The 22283-nt window shown below is 40.4% G+C and carries 19 protein-coding genes; 11 read left to right on the forward strand and 8 right to left on the reverse strand.

Going from position 1 to position 22283, the window contains the following annotated elements; translation table 11 throughout:
- The first annotated feature begins 539 nt into the window (after positions 1-539).
- Positions 540-1730 (forward strand): IS256 family transposase, encoded by a 1191-nt coding sequence (locus DWW81_RS05020; protein ID WP_117896997.1) that lies wholly within the window; start codon positions 540-542, stop codon positions 1728-1730.
- On the opposite strand, the gene DWW81_RS13100 is transcribed toward DWW81_RS05020, so the two are convergent.
- From DWW81_RS13100 to DWW81_RS05035, 4 genes are all read right to left on the reverse strand, one after another.
- Positions 1691-1951 (reverse strand): hypothetical protein, encoded by a 261-nt coding sequence (locus tag DWW81_RS13100; RefSeq protein WP_147338964.1) that lies wholly within the window; start codon positions 1949-1951, stop codon positions 1691-1693. The genes DWW81_RS05020 and DWW81_RS13100 overlap by 40 nt on opposite strands.
- A gap of 181 nt (positions 1952-2132) precedes the next feature.
- Positions 2133-3380: an abortive infection system toxin AbiGii family protein gene (locus DWW81_RS05025; protein ID WP_117896926.1), complete on the reverse strand. Its 1248-nt coding sequence runs from the start codon at positions 3378-3380 to the stop codon at positions 2133-2135.
- Positions 3380-4219 carry an abortive infection system antitoxin AbiGi family protein gene (locus DWW81_RS05030; protein WP_117896927.1) on the reverse strand — a complete coding sequence of 280 codons (840 nt, stop codon included), beginning with the start codon at positions 4217-4219 and terminating at the stop codon, positions 3380-3382. The genes DWW81_RS05025 and DWW81_RS05030 overlap by 1 nt, the downstream gene beginning before the upstream one ends.
- 1020 nt (positions 4220-5239) lie before the next feature.
- Complete coding sequence (locus DWW81_RS05035; RefSeq protein ID WP_038672127.1) at positions 5240-5413, reverse strand: helix-turn-helix domain-containing protein; 174 nt, start codon at positions 5411-5413, stop codon at positions 5240-5242.
- Between the two features lie 295 nt (positions 5414-5708).
- Between DWW81_RS05035 and DWW81_RS05040 the strand changes: the two genes are divergently transcribed.
- Genes DWW81_RS05040 through DWW81_RS05050 form a run of 3 tightly spaced genes read left to right on the forward strand, consistent with a single transcriptional unit; the run spans position 5709 to position 8093 of the window.
- Entirely contained in the window at positions 5709-6821 is a 1113-nt protein-coding gene (locus DWW81_RS05040) for an amidoligase family protein (RefSeq protein WP_117896928.1), read from the forward strand.
- Between the two features lie 2 nt (positions 6822-6823).
- Complete coding sequence (locus DWW81_RS05045) at positions 6824-7765, forward strand: glucosamine--fructose-6-phosphate aminotransferase (protein WP_117896929.1); 942 nt, start codon at positions 6824-6826, stop codon at positions 7763-7765.
- A gap of 10 nt (positions 7766-7775) precedes the next feature.
- Positions 7776-8093: a DUF960 domain-containing protein gene (locus DWW81_RS05050; protein ID WP_117896930.1), complete on the forward strand. Its 318-nt coding sequence runs from the start codon at positions 7776-7778 to the stop codon at positions 8091-8093.
- A 143-nt stretch (positions 8094-8236) separates the two neighbouring features.
- On the opposite strand, the gene DWW81_RS05055 is transcribed toward DWW81_RS05050, so the two are convergent.
- Positions 8237-8557, reverse strand: a complete 321-nt coding sequence (locus DWW81_RS05055) for a helix-turn-helix transcriptional regulator (protein WP_117896998.1) — start codon at positions 8555-8557, stop codon at positions 8237-8239.
- 335 nt (positions 8558-8892) lie between these two features.
- Here DWW81_RS05055 and DWW81_RS05060 point away from each other — a divergent pair, with 335 nt between their 5' ends.
- From DWW81_RS05060 to DWW81_RS13385, 6 genes are all read left to right on the forward strand, one after another.
- A complete protein-coding gene (locus tag DWW81_RS05060; protein ID WP_117896931.1) occupies positions 8893-10146 on the forward strand; it encodes a GTPase in 1254 nt (417 codons plus the stop codon).
- Positions 10146-11312, forward strand: coding sequence for a GTPase (locus tag DWW81_RS05065; RefSeq protein WP_117934518.1), 1167 nt, complete (start codon positions 10146-10148; stop codon positions 11310-11312). The genes DWW81_RS05060 and DWW81_RS05065 overlap by 1 nt, the downstream gene beginning before the upstream one ends.
- Positions 11313-11325: 13 nt before the next feature.
- On the forward strand, positions 11326-12441 hold the full coding sequence (locus tag DWW81_RS05070; RefSeq protein ID WP_117896933.1) for a hypothetical protein: 1116 nt from the start codon (positions 11326-11328) through the stop codon (positions 12439-12441).
- 207 nt (positions 12442-12648) lie between these two features.
- Positions 12649-14985 (forward strand): DEAD/DEAH box helicase family protein, encoded by a 2337-nt coding sequence (locus tag DWW81_RS05075; RefSeq protein ID WP_181982668.1) that lies wholly within the window; start codon positions 12649-12651, stop codon positions 14983-14985.
- Between the two features lie 3 nt (positions 14986-14988).
- Complete coding sequence (locus DWW81_RS05080) at positions 14989-16476, forward strand: class I SAM-dependent DNA methyltransferase (RefSeq protein ID WP_117896934.1); 1488 nt, start codon at positions 14989-14991, stop codon at positions 16474-16476.
- Complete coding sequence (locus tag DWW81_RS13385) at positions 16473-18062, forward strand: restriction endonuclease subunit S (protein ID WP_117945374.1); 1590 nt, start codon at positions 16473-16475, stop codon at positions 18060-18062. Before DWW81_RS05080 ends, DWW81_RS13385 begins: the two co-directional genes overlap by 4 nt.
- A 49-nt stretch (positions 18063-18111) precedes the next feature.
- On the opposite strand, the gene DWW81_RS05090 is transcribed toward DWW81_RS13385, so the two are convergent.
- The 3 genes from DWW81_RS05090 to DWW81_RS05100 are packed head-to-tail and all read right to left on the reverse strand — an operon-like array spanning position 18112 to position 21099.
- A complete protein-coding gene (locus DWW81_RS05090) occupies positions 18112-18915 on the reverse strand; it encodes a tyrosine-type recombinase/integrase (RefSeq protein ID WP_117896937.1) in 804 nt (267 codons plus the stop codon).
- Between the two features lie 59 nt (positions 18916-18974).
- Positions 18975-19676, reverse strand: a complete 702-nt coding sequence (locus tag DWW81_RS05095) for a hypothetical protein (RefSeq protein WP_117896936.1) — start codon at positions 19674-19676, stop codon at positions 18975-18977.
- Positions 19677-19680: 4 nt separating this feature from the next.
- Complete coding sequence (locus DWW81_RS05100) at positions 19681-21099, reverse strand: restriction endonuclease subunit S (RefSeq protein WP_117945375.1); 1419 nt, start codon at positions 21097-21099, stop codon at positions 19681-19683.
- Positions 21100-21265: 166 nt separating this feature from the next.
- Between DWW81_RS05100 and DWW81_RS05105 the strand changes: the two genes are divergently transcribed.
- Positions 21266-22207 (forward strand): DUF2971 domain-containing protein, encoded by a 942-nt coding sequence (locus DWW81_RS05105; protein ID WP_117896938.1) that lies wholly within the window; start codon positions 21266-21268, stop codon positions 22205-22207.
- Positions 22208-22283 lie beyond the last annotated feature (76 nt).

Consider the following 22283-nt stretch of genomic DNA (forward strand, 5'->3'; position numbering starts at 1 on the left):
TTTTCAATACTTTTTGTGGAAAATGCGTGGATCGATATGATTTATAGCATGAAGAGGTGAACAAAAACTGTTTATGCAAATTATTTGTTTCTGCAAAATAAATTTTAAGAGTAAGGGAAATGTTTTTAGTTGACTTTTTTTAAAAATGAAATATAATATTTTCAACAGATGAAATTGGTCATATTATGGAGATTCACTTAGAAAATGATACAGAAAGAACGAAGATCGAGCTTGTCAAATTGCTGGATTATGTTAGAAATTTGCTTACAATGTTAATGTGAATAATAATATCGATGAAGTTGTTTTTGATATAGAAATATTGATAACACCGTATCTTATTTGAAAAATGTAGGTAACCACTATGTTAACTATATCTGAATTGGCGATGCAAGATCGAATTTCATCACTATCATGCGTAATGGCAGGTACAATATCTAAGAGTCTGAATACCCAACCGTGTAAATGACAATAATACCCACAAAGAAATTTGGAGGTAGATTGTAATGAAAACAAGAGAACACGGTTTAAGCGAGAAGGAAATGGAGCTTGTGAAGCTCATCATGGCGGAGTGCGAAAGCACAGGCGATATTCAGGCTAAACTCAAGCGTTTGTTTGCAGGAACTATCGAGCAGATGCTTGAAGCTGAGATGGACGAGCATCTGGGTTATGAGAAACATTCTGCCGCAGGCAACAACTCCGGAAATAGTAGAAATGGTTACGGCAAAAAGACCATTTCCAGCGATTACGGCGAGTGTGAAATAGCCGTTCCCCGTGACAGAAACGGTGAATTTGAACCTAAAATCATCGAAAAAAGACAGACCCGTACAGACGAAATTGAGCAGAAGATCATGGCAATGTACGCTAAGAGAATGTCTCAGCTTGATATTGAGGACACTCTTCATGAGATCTACGGTTCAGAAATTTCTCAGGGACTTGTTTCACGCATAACCGACAAAATTCTTCCCGAAGTAAACGAGTGGCAGAACAGACCTCTTGACAGTATTTATCCTATCGTTTTCTTTGATGGAATCGTTTTTAATTCGCGCAAGGACAATAAAATCATCAATAAGTGCGTGTACTCTGTACTCGGTATCAACATGGAGGGTCATAAGGAAATTCTTGGAATATGGATTTCTGAAAATGAGTCCGCAAGCTTTTATGCAAGTATATGCTCAGACCTTAAAAACCGCGGAGTCACGGACATTTTCATCGCTTGTCACGATAATCTGACAGGACTTTGTGATGCGATCAACGCTATTTTCCCAAAGACAAAGAATCAGCTCTGCATCGTTCATCAGATCAGGAACAGCTGTAAATTCGTGCCTTACAAGGACAGAAAAGCTGTATGCGCTGATTTAAAGAAAATCTACGGTGCAGTCAATCTTGACGACGCAGAATTTGCCAAGGAAGAGTTTCGTGAAAAGTGGGACAAGAAATATCTCAACATCATAAAATCATGGGACAAAAACTGGGCTGAACTGACAACATTCTTTGAATATCCGCAGGAGATCAGGAAGATAATATATACGACGAACGCTGTCGAAAGCTACCATAGAATGGTAAGAAAATTCACAAAATCAAAGGCGGTTTTTCCGACTGATGATTCCATACGCAAGGTCATCTATATGAGCGTCAAAGAGATAGCCAAGAAGTGGACCATGCCTATCAGAGACTGGGGTCTGGCGTATTCTCAGTTTGCGATATACTTTGAGGACAGATTTGCAGCCTGACGGCTGTCGGGGACTCTGTCCCCAAACCCCTGAGGTTTATCCGCTTTGGAGATATCCGGTGGAATATTGAAAAACGACGACATTTCTGCCGCCACTTTCCACCATTTTATCTCACAGCCTGCGTCAGGCCGCTCCTCAGCGTTGCCCTGCTTGGCTGCAATTTTAGTATTGTCAGAAATTTGGCGATTATTGCGTTTACACGGTTTATTTTTCGGAACCATATCTAAACTGATTATGAAGATGTGAAAGATAAATTACTCAAAATGATGATGTCAGCGGATAGCGAGAAATACGACCAAACAGAGTACATTTTCATTCAAATTATGTACAAATTTGATGAGTATTCGACGTAGATGGATGAGAAAAATGAGTGCTACCATTCTGGCAACACTCATTTCTTTGTTATCGTGTTAAATACTCGTGGATTTTTTTTGCATTTTTGAACTGATTCATACGATCCGGCGTCTCTTCCTTATATTTTAGTAGTTCCTCATCATTTAAAAATCTAAGTTCAGAAATATACATTTGTTTTTCATCAGATTCATTTTCTAAGAAAATAGTACACTCATCTCTTTCTTCATTTTTTTCATATTTTGCAAACACCGCATTGAAAACGCCAATGATACATGGTAATTCTATTTCTTGTCCCAAAAGCGCAACTACAGATTTTCCGTTGAATTCAAAATAAATTGGTTTTTCTAATGCGTCTTTAGCAGTATTATCTTTTGAAAACTCTATTTTACTTGTTATGGAATTAATGCTTGTATTATGTCTTATAGGAGCTTTATTGATAATATTTTGATATATTTCTTCAATATTGCATATATCTTTAAATTCGAACTCGCTTGCATGAGGATCAAAAGAAACACCAAGTTTATCTTCAAGTTTCTTGACTTTCTTCCAAAATGCTAACGCTTCATCATCATACTTATTTGCATTTGTGGTTTCAAGTCGGGAATCAATTAATGCGTTAAATATATATCCTTTTCCCTCAATGAATGCGTTATAGATCTCAATGGAATCTATTATTTCTTGAACACTTTTTGCTTTACTGATCATAATATTTATCGTCATTGATAAATATCGTTTATCCGGATTTAAATAATAGACTACGGAAAGACATTTACTATCATCTGATTTAAACGCATTAGTATCAAGACTGTTGTGAGGTATTCTTTTGATTGACAATTCGATCTTTTTATTTATATTTCCTATTTGTATGGTGAATGGAGGAGGGAAAGGTGAAGGATGGATATATGTCGAATCAATTACAAGTTCATACGGCTTAAAAGGGTTATATGATAGTTGTTCTATTGAAATATCTGTCCCGTTAATATTCACATACTTACCATTTTTAAATCTCACCGGCACCGGTTTCTGAGAGTTATATGATAAATTCATAATATCATCAAAGGAGAAATCATCGCCTAATATCTCCTTTTGTTGATCAGTAGGTTCAAGAATCATCCCACTAATAGTATATTTTAAATCTTTTTTACCATCATGAGAAATAGTCAGATTATTATTGCTATCCACAACATAAATGAATCCATCAGGAAGTTTTGAACTCAACTGATCAATTAATGCTTGAGGTATCTTTAATTCTGTTTGAGGTGTTTTTCCAAAAACCTTATTAAAATCAACAAACATTAGAAATCCTCCCTCGACTTATCCCATATTATAATTTTTGAAATGAGTTCATTCCTTGTGTTAACATCAATCCTCAATCTATCAATAACAGAAACCAGTTTAACAAAATCGTCAGTTGTTTTTATTATGATATATTTAAGATCAGTATAATCATATTTCAAGGCGATGCCTTCAACCTTAGTGAGCGAATTACTAATATCATTCATAATACCAGCATTCATAATATTCGGATCATAGTATATATGTTGAAATTCTGTGTTTGAAAGATCAGGGACATATCGCCATTCGCATTCATCAGTAAAGCACTTCTTCTCAATCATCTTTGATCTTCGATTTCTCATTTTCCCTTCATATGGCTTATAATACATAAGCTCATGAAGCATGAAGCTCTTCATCATATCTCCTAAAGAATCTGTCCCAGATGAGTCATCATCTAATATCTGATTAAAAACAACAGAAAAGTCTTTTCTTAGGTTTGATTCTGGATTAATATATTGAATAGGTTGGATACCATTCTTCATACCCCACTTTTTTGGAAATGCTAAACCATAGTAACCGTACCAGTCTAAATGGCAGTCTATTCTATGAAGATTAATATCACAAAAGCACTTCATAGGAATATAGATCTTTTTATACTTTTCGATATTGAGATATTCAATATCTTCATCACAGTATCTTGGATAAAGACAAGCATTTTCTATGTATGGTATTAAATATTCAATCTGACTGGTAAATGTGAACAATGTATCTGCTTGGATTTTTGAAGGAATATGACTATCAGCTTTATTTTCTTCAAATGTAGCAGAACCCATTTCAATTTTTTTTATTTCGTCCGGCATAGTTTTACCTCTTTTATACACTTATAAACTTAAACATTCTTTGAATTATTATATCCTTAATATGTCTAATCCAAAACGGAGCCTTAAGATTATTATGCTCTGTCTTGCACGAGAGTATCAAATCTATCAAAGTATTAGAGATTAGCGTGCATGCATTCAAACAAAAAAAGAGTACATGCAGAACTGCTCTGGAAAATACGAACAATATTAGGCTTCTGTTTTACATTGTTTTTGAAATGCCAAATACCATGACGGTATGTTTCTGCGGTTTAGAAACATGTCAGTAAACAGGGGCATTCTTAATTTTATTCTGTCTTGATAATGTTGATATTGTAACTTTTATCAGTATCATGAAGTTATAAAATCCACGCTAAAGATCACTTTTCCCACCGATCATTGCAGTTGCGGTAAAAATGTCTGTATCAAATCTGAAATCAGGAACTTTATATAGTTGCTTTATTGAAAGAACAGTTCTTCGAATTGTTCAAATGAAATATGTATGAGTTTCCGACTTTCAATGTTCTGTCACTAATTGAATTTATCATTAGCATATTTTATTTTGCAAGTTTTTGCAAGAGCATTTTCAAAATGCCGTTTTTCACTGTTGATCTTAGCGGGGGGTATTAGGTGATGTATCAGAAATATAATATAAGATGTTAAGCTTTTTCATTTGCTTTTTAATTTTTTGAGTAGAGTTTTGACTGTGCTAAGTTTCCATGCAAACTTTTCATTTGACTAGCTGGTTCAAGCGGCATGACAATGAGTTTTTGTATTTATGGTTGTATCTATCAGGTTGTATCTATCAGCAAATCTCACAGCTTATTGTGATTTATTGCCATTTAGGTATCATTTTATTTTTGAATTTTACATTTGCAATTACCAAATCATCTCTATTGTAACACACTTTTGGCTTTTTTACAAGTCCTTTTTCATTAACTTTTGTATAAGTGCTATTGTAACACTACAAAAGTAATCACCCGCCCCTGTACTGAAAAACACAGTACATGGGCGGTTCTTTTTTCACCTCTTCCTCAAAAACTCAATAACACTAAACTTGTATATCCTCCACCTGCTGCCTATCTTGAAACCCTCTATCTCTCCTGTTTTAAGATAACGAAGCATAGAGTTTTTGCCTATCTTTAAAAGCTGCTGACATTCTTTAGCGGTAAGGATGTCGGGAATATCGTCAAACATAATTTATCATTCCTTTCAAAAAATATCGGTTTATCTTAATGTTCAGCGGTTTAGTACGGCACTTTTCGGAAACTTAACGTTTACAAATATACATTATCTTTGTGAAGTAACGCAAATGCAGAAAGGAGGGCGTTACGATGAACAAAGCTAAAGTCATACTCGTGCTTGTTGGCAGCGTGCTGGTGGAGATTGCGCAGGAGATCATCACCTATATCGCAGATAAGGACGAGTGAACACCATAGGGCAGGCTTTCGGGTCTGCCTTTAATTTTTGTATTTTGTAAAGGAGTTTTAAAATGAGCGAACTTACCCATTGCAGCATTTGCGGCTGCGCTTTAGAGGACGAGGCGGAATGCTATGAAGTCGAAAACGAGATACTTTGTCAGGATTGCTACGATAACGAAACCGTGGTCTGCGACCATTGCGGCGAACGCTGTCTTGAACAGAATACTGTGAGCGATGAGAACACTATCCTCTGTACAGATTGCTATGATAATCATTACTACCGCTGTTCAAACTGCGAAACTATCGTGCATTCAGACGATACTTACTGGCGCGGCGATAATGCCTATTGCCGTGAATGTTATGACGATTGCTGTGACAGCGGCGACTACATCAACGATTATTACTACAAGCCAAAGCCCGTGTTCTACAAACTGCCGAAAGAAGACAACGTGCGTTTTTACGGCGTTGAACTGGAGATAGACGGTGCAGGAAGATACGATGATAATGCGGGAAAGATATATGATACAGCTAATGGTCAGAATGAAGTGCTTTACATAAAGTCAGACGGCTCTCTTGACGAGGGAATGGAACTTGTCAGCCACCCTTGTTCAATAGATTTTCACCGAAAGAAATTTCCGTGGGAGGATATTGTGAGAAAAGCGCTTTCCCTTGGCTACCGTTCGCATAATACGTCTACCTGCGGACTTCACGTCCATATTGGCCGAAAACAGCTTGGATATTCCTATGAGGAACAGGAAGAAGTCATAAGCCGAATAATGTTCTTTTTCGAGAGCCATTGGAACGAGCTTTTCAAGTTCTCACGGCGTACTGCATACAGCGTTGACCGCTGGGCGGCAAGACACGGCTACAATGACAAGCCGAAAGAGATACTTGAAAAGGCAAAGAAAAGCACTAAGGGCAGATATGCCTGCGTGAACATCACAAATGCTGATACTGTTGAGATAAGGCTGTTCAGGGGCACTCTAAAATTCAACAGCTTTATGGCGACGCTTGAACTTGTAGACAGCATATGCCAAAACGCAGTATGCCTTAATGATGATGATATGAACAAGCAATCCTGGGCGGATTTTGTGCTGGGCATAAAGCCTGAATATACAGAGCTTATCAGGTATCTGAAAGAGAAAAGGCTCTATGTTAACGAGCCTGTCAGCGAGGAGGATTAACTATGTGTGCGATATTTGGATTTGTAAATTACAGACGTTCGCTCAGCAGGAGCGAGATGAAAGAACTTATCAACAGATTATCCGTCGAGTCAGAGGTGAGGGGTAAAGACGCAACGGGAATAGCTTATGTGAAACACGGCGAACTTAAAGTTTTCAAGAGAGCAAAGCCTGCTCACAAGGTAAGGCTTTATGTGCCTGAAGACACAGTTATCCTCACAGGTCATACGAGAATGACTACCCAAGGCGACGCTAGGTACATTTACAATAACCACCCGTTCACAGGCAAAACTGCGGACGGGTCTTTTGCTTTATGTCACAACGGCGTGCTTTACAACGACAGCCAGCTTGCAAAGTCTGAACATCTGCCGAAAAGCAAGATAGAAACTGACAGCTACGTTGCCGCACAGCTTATCGAGAAATACGGCAGACTTAATTTCACGACCATAGCGAAGATGTCAGAGGCGGTAGAGGGTTCGTTCGTATTCACGATACTGAGCGACAAGAACAAGCTTTTCATCGCAAAGGGCGACAATCCGCTCTGCCTTATCCATTACAAGCAGTTAGGGCTGTATGTGTACACGTCCACAGAGGACATTATGAAGAACGTGCTGAAAGGCAGTTTCCTTGAAAAGCTGCCGTTTGAAGTGATAAAAGTCACAGAAGGGGAAATCATAAGCATTGACAAGCGTGGACATTTTGAGAAAAGCAGCTTTGTACCGAACGAATTTTGCTATGGTTGGAACTATTACGGATACAGAAAGCTCGCTTATGATGATGACGAACTTTTCGATATATGTGGTATGTTCGGGGTATCGCAGGAGGATCTTATGCTGCTTTACGATATGGGTTACACGGACGAAGAGATAGAGGGTATGCTTTGCGACAGGAGTATGTTGAGGGAGTGTATCGAGGAGGCTAGGGTGCTGGTGGGGGAATATTATTAGGAGGTATTTTATGGCATACACATTCAGCGGAAGCAAATACATCACAAGCGGCGTGGCAGAAAACTTCCCTATTGAATTGCAAGTGGCGTTATTTTCAGCCGTAGAGCAAATGCGAGAAAAGGTCAGCGGACAGCTTGATTATCTGCAAGTTTTCGAGATAGTGACAAGGGTCAAAGGGCAGAAAAAATTCCTGCACATTTATCATATGCAGGAATGCCCTGAGGCTAAGCTTGAATATTTCATACCGACCGACGTGGAGGTAAACGACAAGGCGTATATGATCGACGATGTGGATCATATTACGCTGCTGTTGGCGGAGGAGTATTGAGTTGAAAAGGAATCACAGCTTTAGAGGAGGCTGTGATTTTTTTGCCCTGAACTCACCTCTCCTGTACCTATTTACCTTATAATCATGCTTCAAAGTGTCGGTCTTGTCTATGTGGCAGACGTACAAATTTACCTTTTCCCCTCTCACCGCCTATTCCCATTAGCCAGATCGTTAACAATATCAGCAATGTTCTCCAGCTGCCTTTTGTTGAGCTTTTTCAGGTCAGAGATAAGCTTACTTAGCTCTTTCGGCTGCTCGGCGTCGGCATCGAAAAACTCCTGCGGCGTAATGCCCAGATACTCGCAGATATAAAAGAAAGAGGTCATAGAGGGCAGGGCTTTTCCTGTTTCGATATTGTTTATATACCCTGCGTTCTGTCCAATAGATAAGCTCATATCCCTTGCGGAAACACCTTTCTGTGTGCGAAGTTTTGAGAGCCTCAAAGCAAAATTATTGTCATACATGAATTTGTTCTCGTACATTATTTGCACCCCCATATATAATATTTTATCCTATATCATTATGCATTATGTCGGAATTTTTCCTATAAAGGGGTTGAAATATGTGAAATAATATGATATAATGATGTAAAGTATTTGAAATAATGCGATATTTGTATAAGAAGCGGATTGTGCCATGTTTTTTGTTAAAATAAAAAAATATCTTACGAAAACGTTATACTAAGCAGCCAGCTTAACAAAAGTGAAAAAGAATGTGTTATAATTAACATACAAAAACGTATTATTATGTCAGTTATAGCTGATAATTGACAAATCAATAAGGAAAAGGAGTTTTTGACATGAACGAAAACATCAACAAGAAATTTGACGTAAAAAACTTTGACTATGATAAGTGCTATGAAGAAGTAAAGGAAAATGCTTCAAAAAATATCAATATCATAGTGTGCGGAGCTACCGGCGTTGGCAAAAGCAGCCTTATAAACGACTTCTTCGAGTTCGATAAGGATAGCGCCGCGCCTGTCGGAAGCAGTGGAAAGCCGCAGACAAGGGGTATTCACGAATATCGTTCGAAGAGCATTACCTTGTTCGACACTGAGGGCTACGAGGTAGAAAGCTCGTCTACGCCGGAAAACAGCGCTTTTTACAAAAATATAATAGATCTTATCGACGAACGCAAAAATACATATCCTGCGGATTTGGGTATGCACATCCACGAGGTTTGGTACTGCATAAATAACCGCTTCATGGATCTTGACGAAAGGCTGATAAAAGACATACAGGCGAGAAATATCACCGTGTGCGTTATTATTACAAAGGTGGATAATCTTGACGAGAACGAAGTCGCCCAGATAAAGGACGCTGTCGGCGAAGCCGGAAAACGCAGCAGAATAAACGGCGTTGAGGTGTTTACCTATTCTACTAACAGCGATCTTGGCGACGAGTATGTGCAGAAATCTGAGATAAACAGCTGGGCACATCATAATCTTGACGATTACCTCAGAGAAAGCTTTATCCCGTCGCTCAAAAAAGCGCAGGGTCAAATGGCAGAAATGATGATAAAGCACAAGATACCGAAATACGCGGCTTTAGCCGCAGGTATTGTTACGGCTACATCATTTGTACCCGTGCCACTTTCCGATTCGGTTCCGCTTATGGGCATACAGGTAAAAATGGCGATGGATATTTTAAGCTGCTACGGAATAGATAATGATATGAAGGGCGCTGTGAAAAATTTAGCCGGAGCGGGCTTCGTTTCTTATATAGGAAAAACGCTGGCTTCTCAGCTGCTTTCGGTGATCCCATTTGTCGGCGGCGCGGCGAAAGCCACGGTAAATGTTTCAGTGGCAACTACTGTTACGGCTACCCTCGGCGTTGCGATAACGAAGATCTGCGAGGAATACACTAAAGCCTGCATAGAGAACGGCGGCTCGAAAGACCTTATGATCACCAAAATTTCCGACTACTTTACTGTTGAAAATCTGAAAAAGGTAATGAAAGAGATCAGCAAGGGCAAGGATCAGAAAATTGTAGAGAGAATAGTAAAAGCTGTAGTTGATATGTTCAAGGATACGAAAAAAGGAGCAAGAAAATAATGGAAGGCAACAAGATAAAAACTAATATACTGATAGCTGGCAAATCGGGCGTTGGCAAAAGCAGTCTGCTGAATTACATATTTGGCGAAGAGGTCGCGGAGACGGGTGCGGGAAAGCCCGTAACGGCGGAGGGCCTGCACGAATATTCTTTCGAGCTGAAAGATAACGACCGAATATCTTTTTCGATATGCGACAGCTGGGGTCTTGAACCCGATAAAGCGGACGAATGGCACAAGCAGATAATCGAAAAGGTAGCAGAATACGACAAGCACTCTATCAATGAATGGTTCAGCACCATAATCTACTGCCTTAGCGCCGACTCTGACAGAGTGGAAGATTTTGAGATAAGCATAATAAACAACCTTATAGCTGAGAAAAACAACGTAAACGTTGTGATAACCCACTGCAAATCTGAGAACGACGACAGAGCGGAGCGTATGAAAAAGCGCATAGTTGAAGACGGCAGCGTTTCGGCTGACTCGGTGATATTTGTAAACAACTATGAGAAAAAACTTATTTCTGGCGAGGTAAAAAAGTTTGGGCGCGAAGAGGTAGTAAACTGCATTATCCGCAACTTGTGGAACAATTACAAGGTAAAAGTGCCGTATAAAATAAAAGAGCACGCCAACGAAATGTTTCGCAGCGAGCACGATAAGCTTCACGATATGGTGGCAAGTACAAGCTTTGTTCTGCGAAAGCATCATAAGCTCGATAAGTTTGAAGAGGAAATAAACAAAGAATTCGGAATGTTTGTTTCTAAGTCTGTAATGAAACTAAATAACGAGTTTAACGATGCGTATAATTATTATCAGCAGCTGTCAAAAGAGTATTATGCGATCGTTTTTGGTATGGACGCGTTAAAGCTGCTGAACGACCAAATAATGTTTTTTGACGCAACAAAGGCTTTCAAAGAAGAAGTAAGTCAGCAGGTGGAAAGGCTCGCCGAATCAATGGGAAAGATACTGAAATTCATGAACGAGGACGTTACCAAAGAGCTTATGAAAAAGCTTTTTGCAGAGATAAAGATAAACGTAAAGACGGCAAAAGCTATCAAAAATGACCTTCATGAAACCGTGGACAAGTACATTGTAAGAACGAGAAGCACGGTTCTTGAAGAGGTCGAGAAAACTGAGGAGAAACTGCTAGCTATCGAGATCAAGATATAGGGGGTATCACCAAATGACCATAAAAAAGCTAACAGCAATAGTCCTCACGGGTGCGCTGTTGCTGCTCACCGCTTGTTCTGACAGCGATTCAGGCAGCGGCAAAAAAAGCAAGAAGAAAGACTACTACACCATTGGCGAAACTTGGACGGTTGACGGGCAGTGGTCGCTTACCGTTACAGGCGTCACGGAAACGGCTGAGCGCAATGAGTATGCGGACGAAAATCCTGCGGCGGTCTATATCGTGGACTACGAATATACAAACATCGGTTACGAGGACGAGGACGGCATAGCAAAGGGCATTTTCTTCGACATGGAGGACACCATAATAGACAGCAATGGCGTTATGGGTTACAGCTACCCGGGCGACGTTGCGAGAAACCCAAATGAAGCGCCTATCGGAAGCACCTGCAAGGCTCAGGCTTGCATTGGTGTGGACAATGCGGGTGATTTCAAGATAACTGAGAGCCATTATGATTCAGACGGTGACGAACATTCGGCGACTTTTCTTATCGAAGTCGGCGGAAGTTCGGCAGACGAAAAATCTGACAGCGCCGCTAAGCCGACGGAAACTACCACCACAACGACCGCCGAGGCGACCACGACTAAGCCCGTGACCACGCTTGCGCCGTATGACATTTACGACGACACGGTGTATGCGAACGACCTTATCTACGAAACAGCGGACGATATTTTTGCCGAACTGGGCGACGATTTCAGCATGGATTTTATATCAGTGGGGCAGGAAAACATCATCGCTGTGGAGAACGACGACGTGTATCCGAACACGAAGATAGGCTTTTACACCATGGACATACAGAACATCGGCACGCTTGATTTTCCGTATGCGATACACGTCACGCCGGGCGGATACATCACCGAGGGCGTGCAGGTAGGCATGACGTACAACGAGCTGAAAGCCATTTGCCCGAGCCTGGAGGGTGCAACGCTTGACGGCGGAACGTTCGGCCCTACGGCGTGGATAAACATAGACGGCAATGCATGGGGCATAGAGTTTGACGTATCGCAGGCAGACCGCGAGCGGCTGGGCATGACGGTAGGTGTGGCGGTCGATCTTTCGGAGCTTAATCCTAAGAGTACACTAGGGTATTATATTAGTTCGCTGAGCTGAGATTTTTGAATTTTGTTATGGCAGCTTTTCGGCTTTTTAAGAAGTCGGAAGGCTGCTTTTTCATCTTGATTTTAGTTACTTTTCTTCATTTGTTGTTACAAAATGATAAAAAACGCAGCTAAGCGATTGACTATTTGTGGGAAATGTGGTATGATGTAAATATATAACTTCTTATAATTTTATCTTATTTGAAGTGGAGGTGTGACAATGACCATACTTGCAAAAAAAGAAATGTCAGAAGAGGATATAAAGCTTCAATTCATTACTCCTGCTATTCTTGATAAGTGGGATAAAAACAGAATTACTATGGAAACAAAGATCACAGACGGAAAGATCTGTTTGAACGGAAACTTTGTCCATAGGGATAAGAAAAGCGCAAAGTATGCCGATTATGTACTCTATTGGAACAGCGGCTTTCCAATAGCAATAGTTGAAGCAAAAGACAATAATCATGGCGTTTCGTTTGGTTTACAGCAGGCAATCACTTATGCAAAAATGATGGATGTGCCTTTCGCTTACAGTTCAAATGGCGACGCTTTCTATGAACACGATCTGCTTACCAGTAAAGAACGTGAGATTCCACTTTCTGATTTTCCAACTCCAGACGAGCTTATAGAGCGTTATACATCAAATGCGAACAAGGGCAATGGATTATCAGCAGATGAGCTTACTGTTATTGATCAGCCTTACTATTCAAGCCAAAATACATATGAGCCGAGATACTATCAGCGTGTAGCGGTAAATCGTACAGTTGATGCTGTTGCACGTGGAGAAAATAGGCTTCTGCTTGTTATGGCTACTGGCACAGGCAAGACTTATACGGCTTTTCAGATCGTCTATCGTCTGCTGAAAAGCGGCATGAAACGGAAAATACTGTATCTTGCTGACAGAAATATTCTTGTTGATCAATCAATTCAGCAGGATTTTTCGCCTCTTAAAAGTGTGATCCATAAAATAAATGTCGCAAAAGACGACAGGTTAACGATCACCTCATATCAAGTTTATTTTTCACTGTATCAGCAGCTTATTGGCGATGATGATCAGGAACATTATGCTGATTTGTTTGATAAAGATTTTTTTGACCTTATCATTATAGATGAGTGTCACCGTGGCAGCGCCAAAGAGGACAGCAAATGGCGCAGGATACTTGAGTACTTCTCCTCTGCTACACAAATCGGTATGACAGCAACGCCAAAGGAAACGACCTATATATCAAACATAGATTACTTTGGCGAGCCTATATACACCTACTCCCTGAAAAATGGTATAGAGGACGGCTTTCTTGCCCCGTTTAAGGTTATCAGCATAACAACTGACATTAGTGACGGCTGGAGACCATTGAAAGGACAGCGTGACTTTTATGGCAATGAGATTGAGGATAGGATTTATAACAATACGGATTATGACTATAATATAATTATTGCTGATCGTATAAATCAGGTTGCTCGTGAAATAACAAATTATCTTATCAGTACTGACCGCATGCAGAAAACGATAGTATTTTGTGCAACAGAGGACGCTGCAGAACGTATGAGAGTAGCACTCACAAACCTTAACTCAGATATGTGTGCTAAAAATCCGGATTATGTGGTACGTATCACTGGTTCAGACGATTATGGCAAAAGTAAACTCAAATATTTTATTTCAGTTAAAGAAAAATATCCCGTAATAGCAACTACTTCAAAATTGCTGTCCACAGGTGCAGACTGCAAAATGACAAAGCTGATAGTTCTTGATGAAAACATCGGCTCTATGACAGAGTTTAAACAGATAATCGGCAGAGGCACACGTTTGCGTGAAGAATATGGAAAAACTCACTTCGTTGTTATGGACTTTAGAGGCGTTACGAGGTTGTTCTATGATGAAGGCTGGGATGGGCCGGTCGAAATTGATCAAAATTATCATTCTCCAGAACCTAAGATCGGTACTGACGGTCCTGTTGATCCTCCATTACCATCTCCTGAGCCGCAGCCTAAGCCTTATGTCGATGTAGATGGCTGTACTGTACGAATTATAAACAAAGTGGTATCGGTTTATGATGCTGATGGTAAGCTACTTCGTCATGAGAATATAATAGATTATACAAAGACAAATATTCTTGGCGAATTTGCCAACCTGGAACATTTTATTAGAAGTTGGAACAGCGAAGAAAAGAAACGCACTATTTCAGAGTTATTTAAAGAACACGGGATAGATATTCAGGCCTTAAAAGAGTCACAGGGTATGTGCGATATAGACGATTTTGATTTTATAATACACATAGCGTTTGATAAGAAACCATTGACACGGAAAGAACGTGCAAACGATGTAAAGAAACGTGATTTTATCAGCAAATATAATGGTCTTGCGAAAGAAGTGCTGGAAGCCCTGCTTGATATGTACTCAAACGAGGGCATTTATCAGATAGAGGACACACAGGTATTAAAGCTTGATCCTTTTATCCGTATGGGCAAGCCTGCGGCGATCGTTAAGCTGTTTGGTGGTAAGGAAGGATATAAAAAGGCTGTAAAAGAGCTTGAAGAAGAAATTTACAAGGTGGTTTAAATTATGAGCAGTTTAAGTAATTTCGTAAAGAGATTACGTGATATTATGAGAAATGACGCAGGTATCAATGGTGATGCACAGCGTATCGAGCAGATCGCTTGGCTGCTGTTTCTCAAGGTTTACGATACAAAGGAAGAAGATTGGGAATTTGATGATGATGCCTATGAGTCTATTATCCCCGAAGAATGCCGTTGGCGTAATTGGGCGGTAGATAACGGCAAGGGTACAGCTTTGACAGGTGATGATCTGCTTGATTTCGTCAATAATACGCTGTTTCCCACGCTGAAAGGCATACAAGTTTCCAAGACTACGCCTATCAATAAGGCTATCGTCAAGACAACATTTGAGGACACCAACAACTACATGAAGGACGGTGTTTTGCTCCGACAGGTGGTCAATGTCATTGATGAGCTCGACCTCACCAATTATGAGGAAAGCCACGCATTTGGCGATATTTATGAGTCTATCCTGAAAGAGTTGCAGAGTGCAGGCTCTGCCGGTGAGTTTTACACGCCCCGTGCTGTGACTGACTTCATGGCACAGATGATAAAGCCTGTAATCGGTGAAAAGATGGCTGATTTTGCCTGCGGTACGGGCGGATTTATCATCAGTTGGCTGAAAGCCCTTGAATCGCAGAAAAAGACCGTTGAGGACAGAGCTGCGTTTGACACCTCGGTTTACGGTATTGAAAAGAAGCAGTTCCCGTATATGCTTTGTGTCACAAACCTTCTGCTCCATGATATTGACACACCTAGAGTATATCACGATAATTCGCTGTTAAAGGATGTTCTTGACTATACGGAGGACGATCAGTTTGACGTTGTTCTGATGAATCCACCATACGGCGGCAGCGAGAAAACGGAAGTCAAGAATCATTTTCCGTCTGATCTCGCAAGCAGTGAGACGGCTGACCTGTTCATGTCGGTCATTATGTACCGCCTGAAGCAGAACGGCAGAGCTGCGGTTATTCTCCCTGACGGTTTCCTGTTCGGTACGGATAACGCAAAGGTCGCTATCAAGAAAAAGCTGATGAGCGAGTTCAACCTGTACACAGTTATTCGTATGCCGCACAGCGTTTTTGCTCCGTACACCTCTATTACTACAAATATCCTGTTCTTTGACAGGACAGGTTCTACTAAAGAAACATGGTTCTATCGTCTGGATATGCCAGACGGGTACAAGAATTTCTCCAAGACCAAGCCGATGAAGCTCGAACACTTCGCCCCTGCTATTGAGTGGTGGAGTGACCGTCAGGAGATAACCATTGACGGTTTTGACAAGGCGAAGAAGTACACGGCTGAGGAGCTTGCGGAGAGAAATTATAACATTGACCTCTGCGGTTTTCCCCATGAGGAAGAAGAAATACTCCCTCCGAGAGAGCTGATCCAGCAGTATCAGGAGAAGCGTGCAAGCCTAAATGCGGATATTGACCGTATTTTGGAGCAGATCACGGGTATTCTCGGTATCAGCGATATGGAGGACTTGACATGACAGCACAGCAGCTAAAAAACTCCATACTCCAAATGGCAGTGCAGGGCAAGCTCGTTCCGCAAGATCCCAGCGATGAGCCTGCAAGTGTACTGTTAGAGCGTATCAAAGCCGAAAAACAGGAGCTTATCAAGGCAGGCAAAATAAAAAAGGATAAGAAGTCCTCGGAGATATTCAGAGGTGCTGCCCATAATTTGCCTTATGCCTACTGCGAGCAGATCGGCAAGGAGATTCGGGATATTTCGGACGAGATACCATTTGAGATTCCTGATTCGTGGGAGTGGTGCAGGCTTTCGGATTTAGCCATCAAAGAGATTAAGCGAGGAAAATCGCCTGTTTATGCAGATAGTGGCTCTGTCCTTGTATTCGCTCAGAAATGTAATGTAAAAACAGGCAGAATCAATATCACGCTTGCAAAGTATCTTTCAGATAGTGTTATCAGCAAATATCCGCAAGAGGAATATATGCAGGACAGAGACATTATCGTCAATTCTACTGGTACAGGTACACTTGGTAGAATTGGTCTATATTCTGATAGGGACAATCCAAACAATTTACCCTTAGTTCCTGATTCTCACGTCACCATAGTAAGGGTATGCAAAAGTATATCGCAGTATATTTATTATATCCTTAAATGGTACCAGCCGTATCTTGAAGAAAGCGGCGAAGGCTCAACAAAGCAAAAGGAACTGAAAGCGGATAGGATCAAAGAGTTATTTATTCCTATCCCACCGCTTGCCGAACAGCACCGCATAGTAGCCAAGATAGAAGAACTCCTCCCATACATCGAAAGATACGGCAAGGCAGAAGAACACCTCACCGCCCTCAACACCACATTCCCCGAAGCCCTGAAAAAGTCTATCCTGCAAGAAGCAGTACAGGGCAAGCTTGTCCCGCAGAACCCCGATGATGAGCCTGCAAGCGTACTGCTGGAGCGTATCAGAGCTGAAAAGCAGGCACTTATCAAGGCAGGAAAGATAAGGAAAGACAAGCACGAATCGGCCATCATAACAAGGGATAAAATTCCTTATGAGATCATAGACGGAAAAGAACGGTGTATAGCCGATGAAGTGCCGTTTGAGCTGCCGGAGAGTTGGTGCTGGTGTAGGCTGGGAACGATATTTCAGCATAACACAGGCAAGGCTCTTAATTCCTCAAATCATCAAGGAACAATGATGCAGTATATTACAACCTCTAATCTATATTGGGACAGGTTTGAATTGGATAAGCTCAAGGAAATGCTATTTACAGACAGTGAGGTAGAAAAATGCACTGTCACTAAGGGTGACTTGCTTGTTTGTGAAGGCGGAGATATAGGCAGAGCGGCAATCTGGAATTATGACTATCCTATGCGTATTCAAAATCACATACACAGATTACGCTCTTATGCTCCCGTCGAGGTTTACTTCTTCTATTATGTGTTTTATCTGTATAAAAGAGCTGGATTGATTGGCGGTAAGGGTATAGGCATACAAGGACTTTCATCAAATGCAATAGACAAGTTACTAATACCACTCCCACCTTTAGCTGAGCAAAAGAAAATAGTCGCAAAGATAGAAGAACTTATGCAATACTGCGACAAGCTATAAAAAACGGGCATACTCTCGTTTCTGAGGGTATGCCCGTTGTGTTTATGGATCACCAGTCAATAATGCTGTCCACGATCTCACGCTGTTCCGTGGCGGTCTTGCGGAGATAAATGCGAGTTGTTTCAATGCTCTCATGTCCCATAAGGTCTGCGAGAAACGCTATATCATTGCAGCGGTCAAGAAAGCTCTTGGCAAAGCGGTGACGGAACGAGTGCGGATATACCACTTTTGTGTCGATGCAGTACTTCTCCGCAAACTTTTTCAATTCACCCGAAATGCCCCTTGTGGTGATACGCTGTCCACGCTGATTGAGGAAGATAAAACCGCTGTCCTGCTTCTTTTCTGCAAGCCACGCAATGGCTTCTCCCTGCAAGGACTTCGGAATGTAGATGCGGCGGAGCTTACCTCCCTTAGAGTACAAGTCAAGATAGCCGAGTCTGACGTGTTCCACCTTGATCTGGATCAACTCACTCACTCTCGCTCCCGTTGCAGCAAGAAAGCGGATCACAAAGTACCAGAACAATTCGCCGTCCTCTTTCAGACGCTTCTTGAAGTACAAGTAATCCGCTTCACTGATAACATTTTCGAGGAACGGCTTCTGCTGAACCTTTACAAAGGACAGCTTCCACTTCTCCTTGCCCACGCTTTCAAGGTAGCAGTTCATTCCACGCAGGCGGAGATTTACCGTCTGCGGTTTGAAGTGATCCACAAGCCACACCTTGTATGCCGTGAGGTTCTTCTTGGTCACGCTGCCGTACTGCTCGATGAACTGTCTCAGAGCGAACAGATAGGCAAACTTCGAGTTTTCGGACAGATTTGTCTTGTCCAAATATGCCTTAAATGTGTCAATCATATCGAAAGACCTCCTTCCGATATAATTATAACTGAATATACGATTTAAAAAAATAGGTATTATATTCGCCCTGCAACCATACCGCCATTCTCAGTTTTCTCAAACTTCATGATGAGCGGATCATCAATCTCGTATGTCTGAGTCTCCCAGTTCCATGCACAGACATACACAGCAGGAAAGGGCGAACGCAGAATCGCTTTGAAAAAAGCACCGTAACAACCGTTTTGTGGTCCGCTGTGAAGCAAATCCATCATCACACGAAATTCATCTTCCAAGACGAAGATGAACAGGTCGGTATTGCCGCTTTTATGCTTTTCGCCCTTCTCTCGCACTTCACGCAGAATGTTTTCAGTTGAACATTCGATGATTGGAGAATCGCAATAAAACTCATAAAGCTTTTCTGCAAAGTCCCATTTTGTAGGATCATATCCCATATGCGATTTCACGAGCTTCAAATCGCATCTGTATTGCGCCATTCCTTCCTCTGTATTGGGATAACGGTATTCATGGATTCTATCATAAACATTTCGTGCTTTCTCCATGATTTCAAGCTGTTCTGCGGTGCTTTTTCGATGAAACCGATTGATATGCGTTATGATTGCATTGTTATGTAGTGTGTGGGTGACTTCAAGAAAACGCTCTTCGTCCAGATACTTGAAATCAGGCATAGACGGACGGGAGTTGTCATCGTGATAATTGTCATCAAAAGCTACTCCCTTGCGCACAAGTATCATTTTTGCTTCCTGTTCGCCTTGCTTCATACTCTCACCTCAGAGTTAATCTTTCAATCATGGGCATGATTTCTTCAATTTTTGCGACTATGCGGTGCTGTTCGGCAAGAGGTGGAAGCGGGATAAGCAGATTACCCATTTCTTTTGCAGGCATTTGTCTTACTGCTGTTCCTGTTACTTTGCTTTCTACATAATTCGTATAGTCGGGTGACTTGAAATAACTTGATATATAACCAAACAAGGATTTATCCAACAGTCTAATTATAAGCATTTGTGCGCATATAAAGCCCGTATCGAATTGTTCATTAGCTTCAAATTTCGCTGTTTTTCCTACACTTCCCCTAAGTAAGCAGATTATATCCCCGTCTACAAGTTTGCCATTGCCAAGTTCATCATACTTTTGTTGTGATATAAATCGAACATTCTGAAAGCTCATCATATCACCATCAATGTCTTTAGCTCCAAAGAAAGGGATACCAATCTCAACATAGTCTGCTTCAACAGGGTATTTACTACTTCTATCTCCATTCTCTAAAATAGCTAAGTCGGATAGTTTACACCACACCCAACTATCGGGAATCTCATAAGGAATTTTATCCCTTGTTACGATGACCGATTCGTGCTTGCTTTTCTTGATCTTGCCGGCTTTGATGAGCTTTTGCTTTTCAACTCTGATACGTTCCAGCAAAACGCTTGCAGGTTCATCGTCAGGATCCTGCGGGACAAGCTTGCCCTGCACCGCTTCTTGCAGGATAGACTTTTTCAGTGCTTCGGGGAAGGTAGTGTTGAGGGCAGTGATGTGTTCTTCTGCCTTGCCGTATCTTTCGATGTATGGGAGGAGTTCTTCTATCTTGGCTACTATGCGGTGCTGTTCGGAGAGAGGTGGCAGAGGAATTAGTGCCTTATATAATCTATCATCATTTATTGCAGGATATGCTACACCCTTAGAGTTTTCAGTATCATTAGCATAATTATCAAAATCTGGTGCAAGTAGATAATAGAACAAGTATTTATTAAGTAAACCGCTGTAACAAGTCATTGTAGCAAATCCCGTGCTTGCAATAGGTTGTAGAGAAAATTGCCTGTCAATGATACACATATTATGCAGATATGGTCTTACAGTAGAATAGATAATATCGCCAACATCTATTATTTTCTTTGCTCGTGACGGTGCTTTATCGGGTGTTATGATATTCTCTGTATCGCCTAATCTTTGTCTTTTATTGTCAATCGAACCAATATCAACATAGCAGAAGTCTGATGTAGGCTTCATTTGACCTCTGTTATAAACGATACTTCCTAACCTTACCCACTCCCACGAATCAGGAATCTCAAATGGTATCTCGTCCGAAATATCCCGAATCTCCTTGCCAATCTGCTCACAGAAGACATAAGGCAAATTATCAGAAATATATTTTGTGATTTCTTCACTGCACCATTGCCATACACACATAAAAATGCTATAATAAGGATAACAAATATTTCAAAGATTGTATTGAAGTTGGACTAAGTTATAAATCTTCTATGTTATGAGAATTAAGTGAAGTTACTGGATAGGTGGATCGCTGAATGTGAAGAGAATTTGATTTAACTATAAATGTAGGAAGTGGTGAAATGCTATGTGTATAAAAATCACAGAAAAAATGCCTTTTGAAAACCAAGTTTATCATTATTGCAGCCTTGAAACATTTCGTCTTATTGTGGAGAACAAAGTTTTATTTATGTCAGGCTATCATTATATGAATGATAGTTCAGAAGAAAAATATTTTTTAGATGTTTTTGAGGAAGAAATGAAAAACTTATATGACGGTTTATCAGATGAAGAAAAAGCAAATATTGAAAGCGATGATTATATGAAAAAATACATGACGAGGCTTTCTGAATTATATGCTAATGTGTGCTTTATTTGTTGTTTTTCAAATATACGAGATGATTTAAACCAGTGGCGTGCTTATGGTGATGATGGTAAAGGTATATGTATAGGATTTGATAAATCATTTTTTGAAGGGTTGGTAAAAGAGGGATTTTTCGCTGAAAATGTAACTTATAAGGCAAAGGAAGAATTACACTCTTTTATTTCAGAAAAATTGATTTCAATAAAAAATGAGCATAGTTTGATAACAGACTCAGTTAAATTTACTCGTGAAGTAAAAATGCAAATAGGGCTTAAAAGAGCTAAAGTAAAAAATCCTGCTTTTTTAGCGGAAAATGAATTTCGAATTGGTTTATATGATTCATTAAGTGATGATGCTATAAAGCAATATGTATTTGATGATATACATATTGGAGCAACGGGCTTGAAACAATATATGGGAAATATATATTATTTAGAAAATAATATGAAAATCTCTCCTGTTGATTATAGAACAAATAAAAATCGATTAATCCCTTACAGGAAACTTGAATTAGGCTCAGAACTATTTAAGGCCATAAAATCGGTGACTATAGAACCATTGTGTCAAGCCTCGCCTGAGGAACTTGCTAAATTTCTTGTATGCAAATGTGATAATTGTTTTTGTGGAATTGATACAATATACAAATCTACATTAACCTACGTTTAACAGCCATTTATAAAGATTTTTGTACTCCCGTATCAATTTATAAGCAACCACCTCATTTTATACGACTTTTATTAGA

Source organism: Ruminococcus sp. AF17-1AC (assembly GCF_003461385.1).
GTDB lineage: Bacteria > Bacillota > Clostridia > Oscillospirales > Ruminococcaceae > Hominimerdicola > Hominimerdicola aceti.

What these genes read in the sequence shown, in the direction of transcription:
- DWW81_RS05020 (WP_117896997.1), top strand. Translation starts at nt 540, where the DNA reads ATGGAGCTTGTGAAGCTCATCATGGCGGAGTGCGAAAGCACAGGCGAT.
- DWW81_RS13100 (WP_147338964.1), bottom strand. Translation starts at nt 1,951, where the DNA reads ATGGTTCCGAAAAATAAACCGTGTAAACGCAATAATCGCCAAATTTCT.
- DWW81_RS05025 (WP_117896926.1), bottom strand. Translation starts at nt 3,380, where the DNA reads ATGTTTGTTGATTTTAATAAGGTTTTTGGAAAAACACCTCAAACAGAA.
- DWW81_RS05030 (WP_117896927.1), bottom strand. Translation starts at nt 4,219, where the DNA reads ATGCCGGACGAAATAAAAAAAATTGAAATGGGTTCTGCTACATTTGAA.
- DWW81_RS05035 (WP_038672127.1), bottom strand. Translation starts at nt 5,413, where the DNA reads ATGTTTGACGATATTCCCGACATCCTTACCGCTAAAGAATGTCAGCAG.
- DWW81_RS05040 (WP_117896928.1), top strand. Translation starts at nt 5,709, where the DNA reads ATGAGCGAACTTACCCATTGCAGCATTTGCGGCTGCGCTTTAGAGGAC.
- DWW81_RS05045 (WP_117896929.1), top strand. Translation starts at nt 6,824, where the DNA reads ATGTGTGCGATATTTGGATTTGTAAATTACAGACGTTCGCTCAGCAGG.
- DWW81_RS05050 (WP_117896930.1), top strand. Translation starts at nt 7,776, where the DNA reads ATGGCATACACATTCAGCGGAAGCAAATACATCACAAGCGGCGTGGCA.
- DWW81_RS05055 (WP_117896998.1), bottom strand. Translation starts at nt 8,557, where the DNA reads ATGTATGACAATAATTTTGCTTTGAGGCTCTCAAAACTTCGCACACAG.
- DWW81_RS05060 (WP_117896931.1), top strand. Translation starts at nt 8,893, where the DNA reads ATGAACGAAAACATCAACAAGAAATTTGACGTAAAAAACTTTGACTAT.
- DWW81_RS05065 (WP_117934518.1), top strand. Translation starts at nt 10,146, where the DNA reads ATGGAAGGCAACAAGATAAAAACTAATATACTGATAGCTGGCAAATCG.
- DWW81_RS05070 (WP_117896933.1), top strand. Translation starts at nt 11,326, where the DNA reads ATGACCATAAAAAAGCTAACAGCAATAGTCCTCACGGGTGCGCTGTTG.
- DWW81_RS05075 (WP_181982668.1), top strand. Translation starts at nt 12,649, where the DNA reads ATGACCATACTTGCAAAAAAAGAAATGTCAGAAGAGGATATAAAGCTT.
- DWW81_RS05080 (WP_117896934.1), top strand. Translation starts at nt 14,989, where the DNA reads ATGAGCAGTTTAAGTAATTTCGTAAAGAGATTACGTGATATTATGAGA.
- DWW81_RS13385 (WP_117945374.1), top strand. Translation starts at nt 16,473, where the DNA reads ATGACAGCACAGCAGCTAAAAAACTCCATACTCCAAATGGCAGTGCAG.
- DWW81_RS05090 (WP_117896937.1), bottom strand. Translation starts at nt 18,915, where the DNA reads ATGATTGACACATTTAAGGCATATTTGGACAAGACAAATCTGTCCGAA.
- DWW81_RS05095 (WP_117896936.1), bottom strand. Translation starts at nt 19,676, where the DNA reads ATGAAGCAAGGCGAACAGGAAGCAAAAATGATACTTGTGCGCAAGGGA.
- DWW81_RS05100 (WP_117945375.1), bottom strand. Translation starts at nt 21,099, where the DNA reads ATGTGTGTATGGCAATGGTGCAGTGAAGAAATCACAAAATATATTTCT.
- DWW81_RS05105 (WP_117896938.1), top strand. Translation starts at nt 21,266, where the DNA reads ATGTGTATAAAAATCACAGAAAAAATGCCTTTTGAAAACCAAGTTTAT.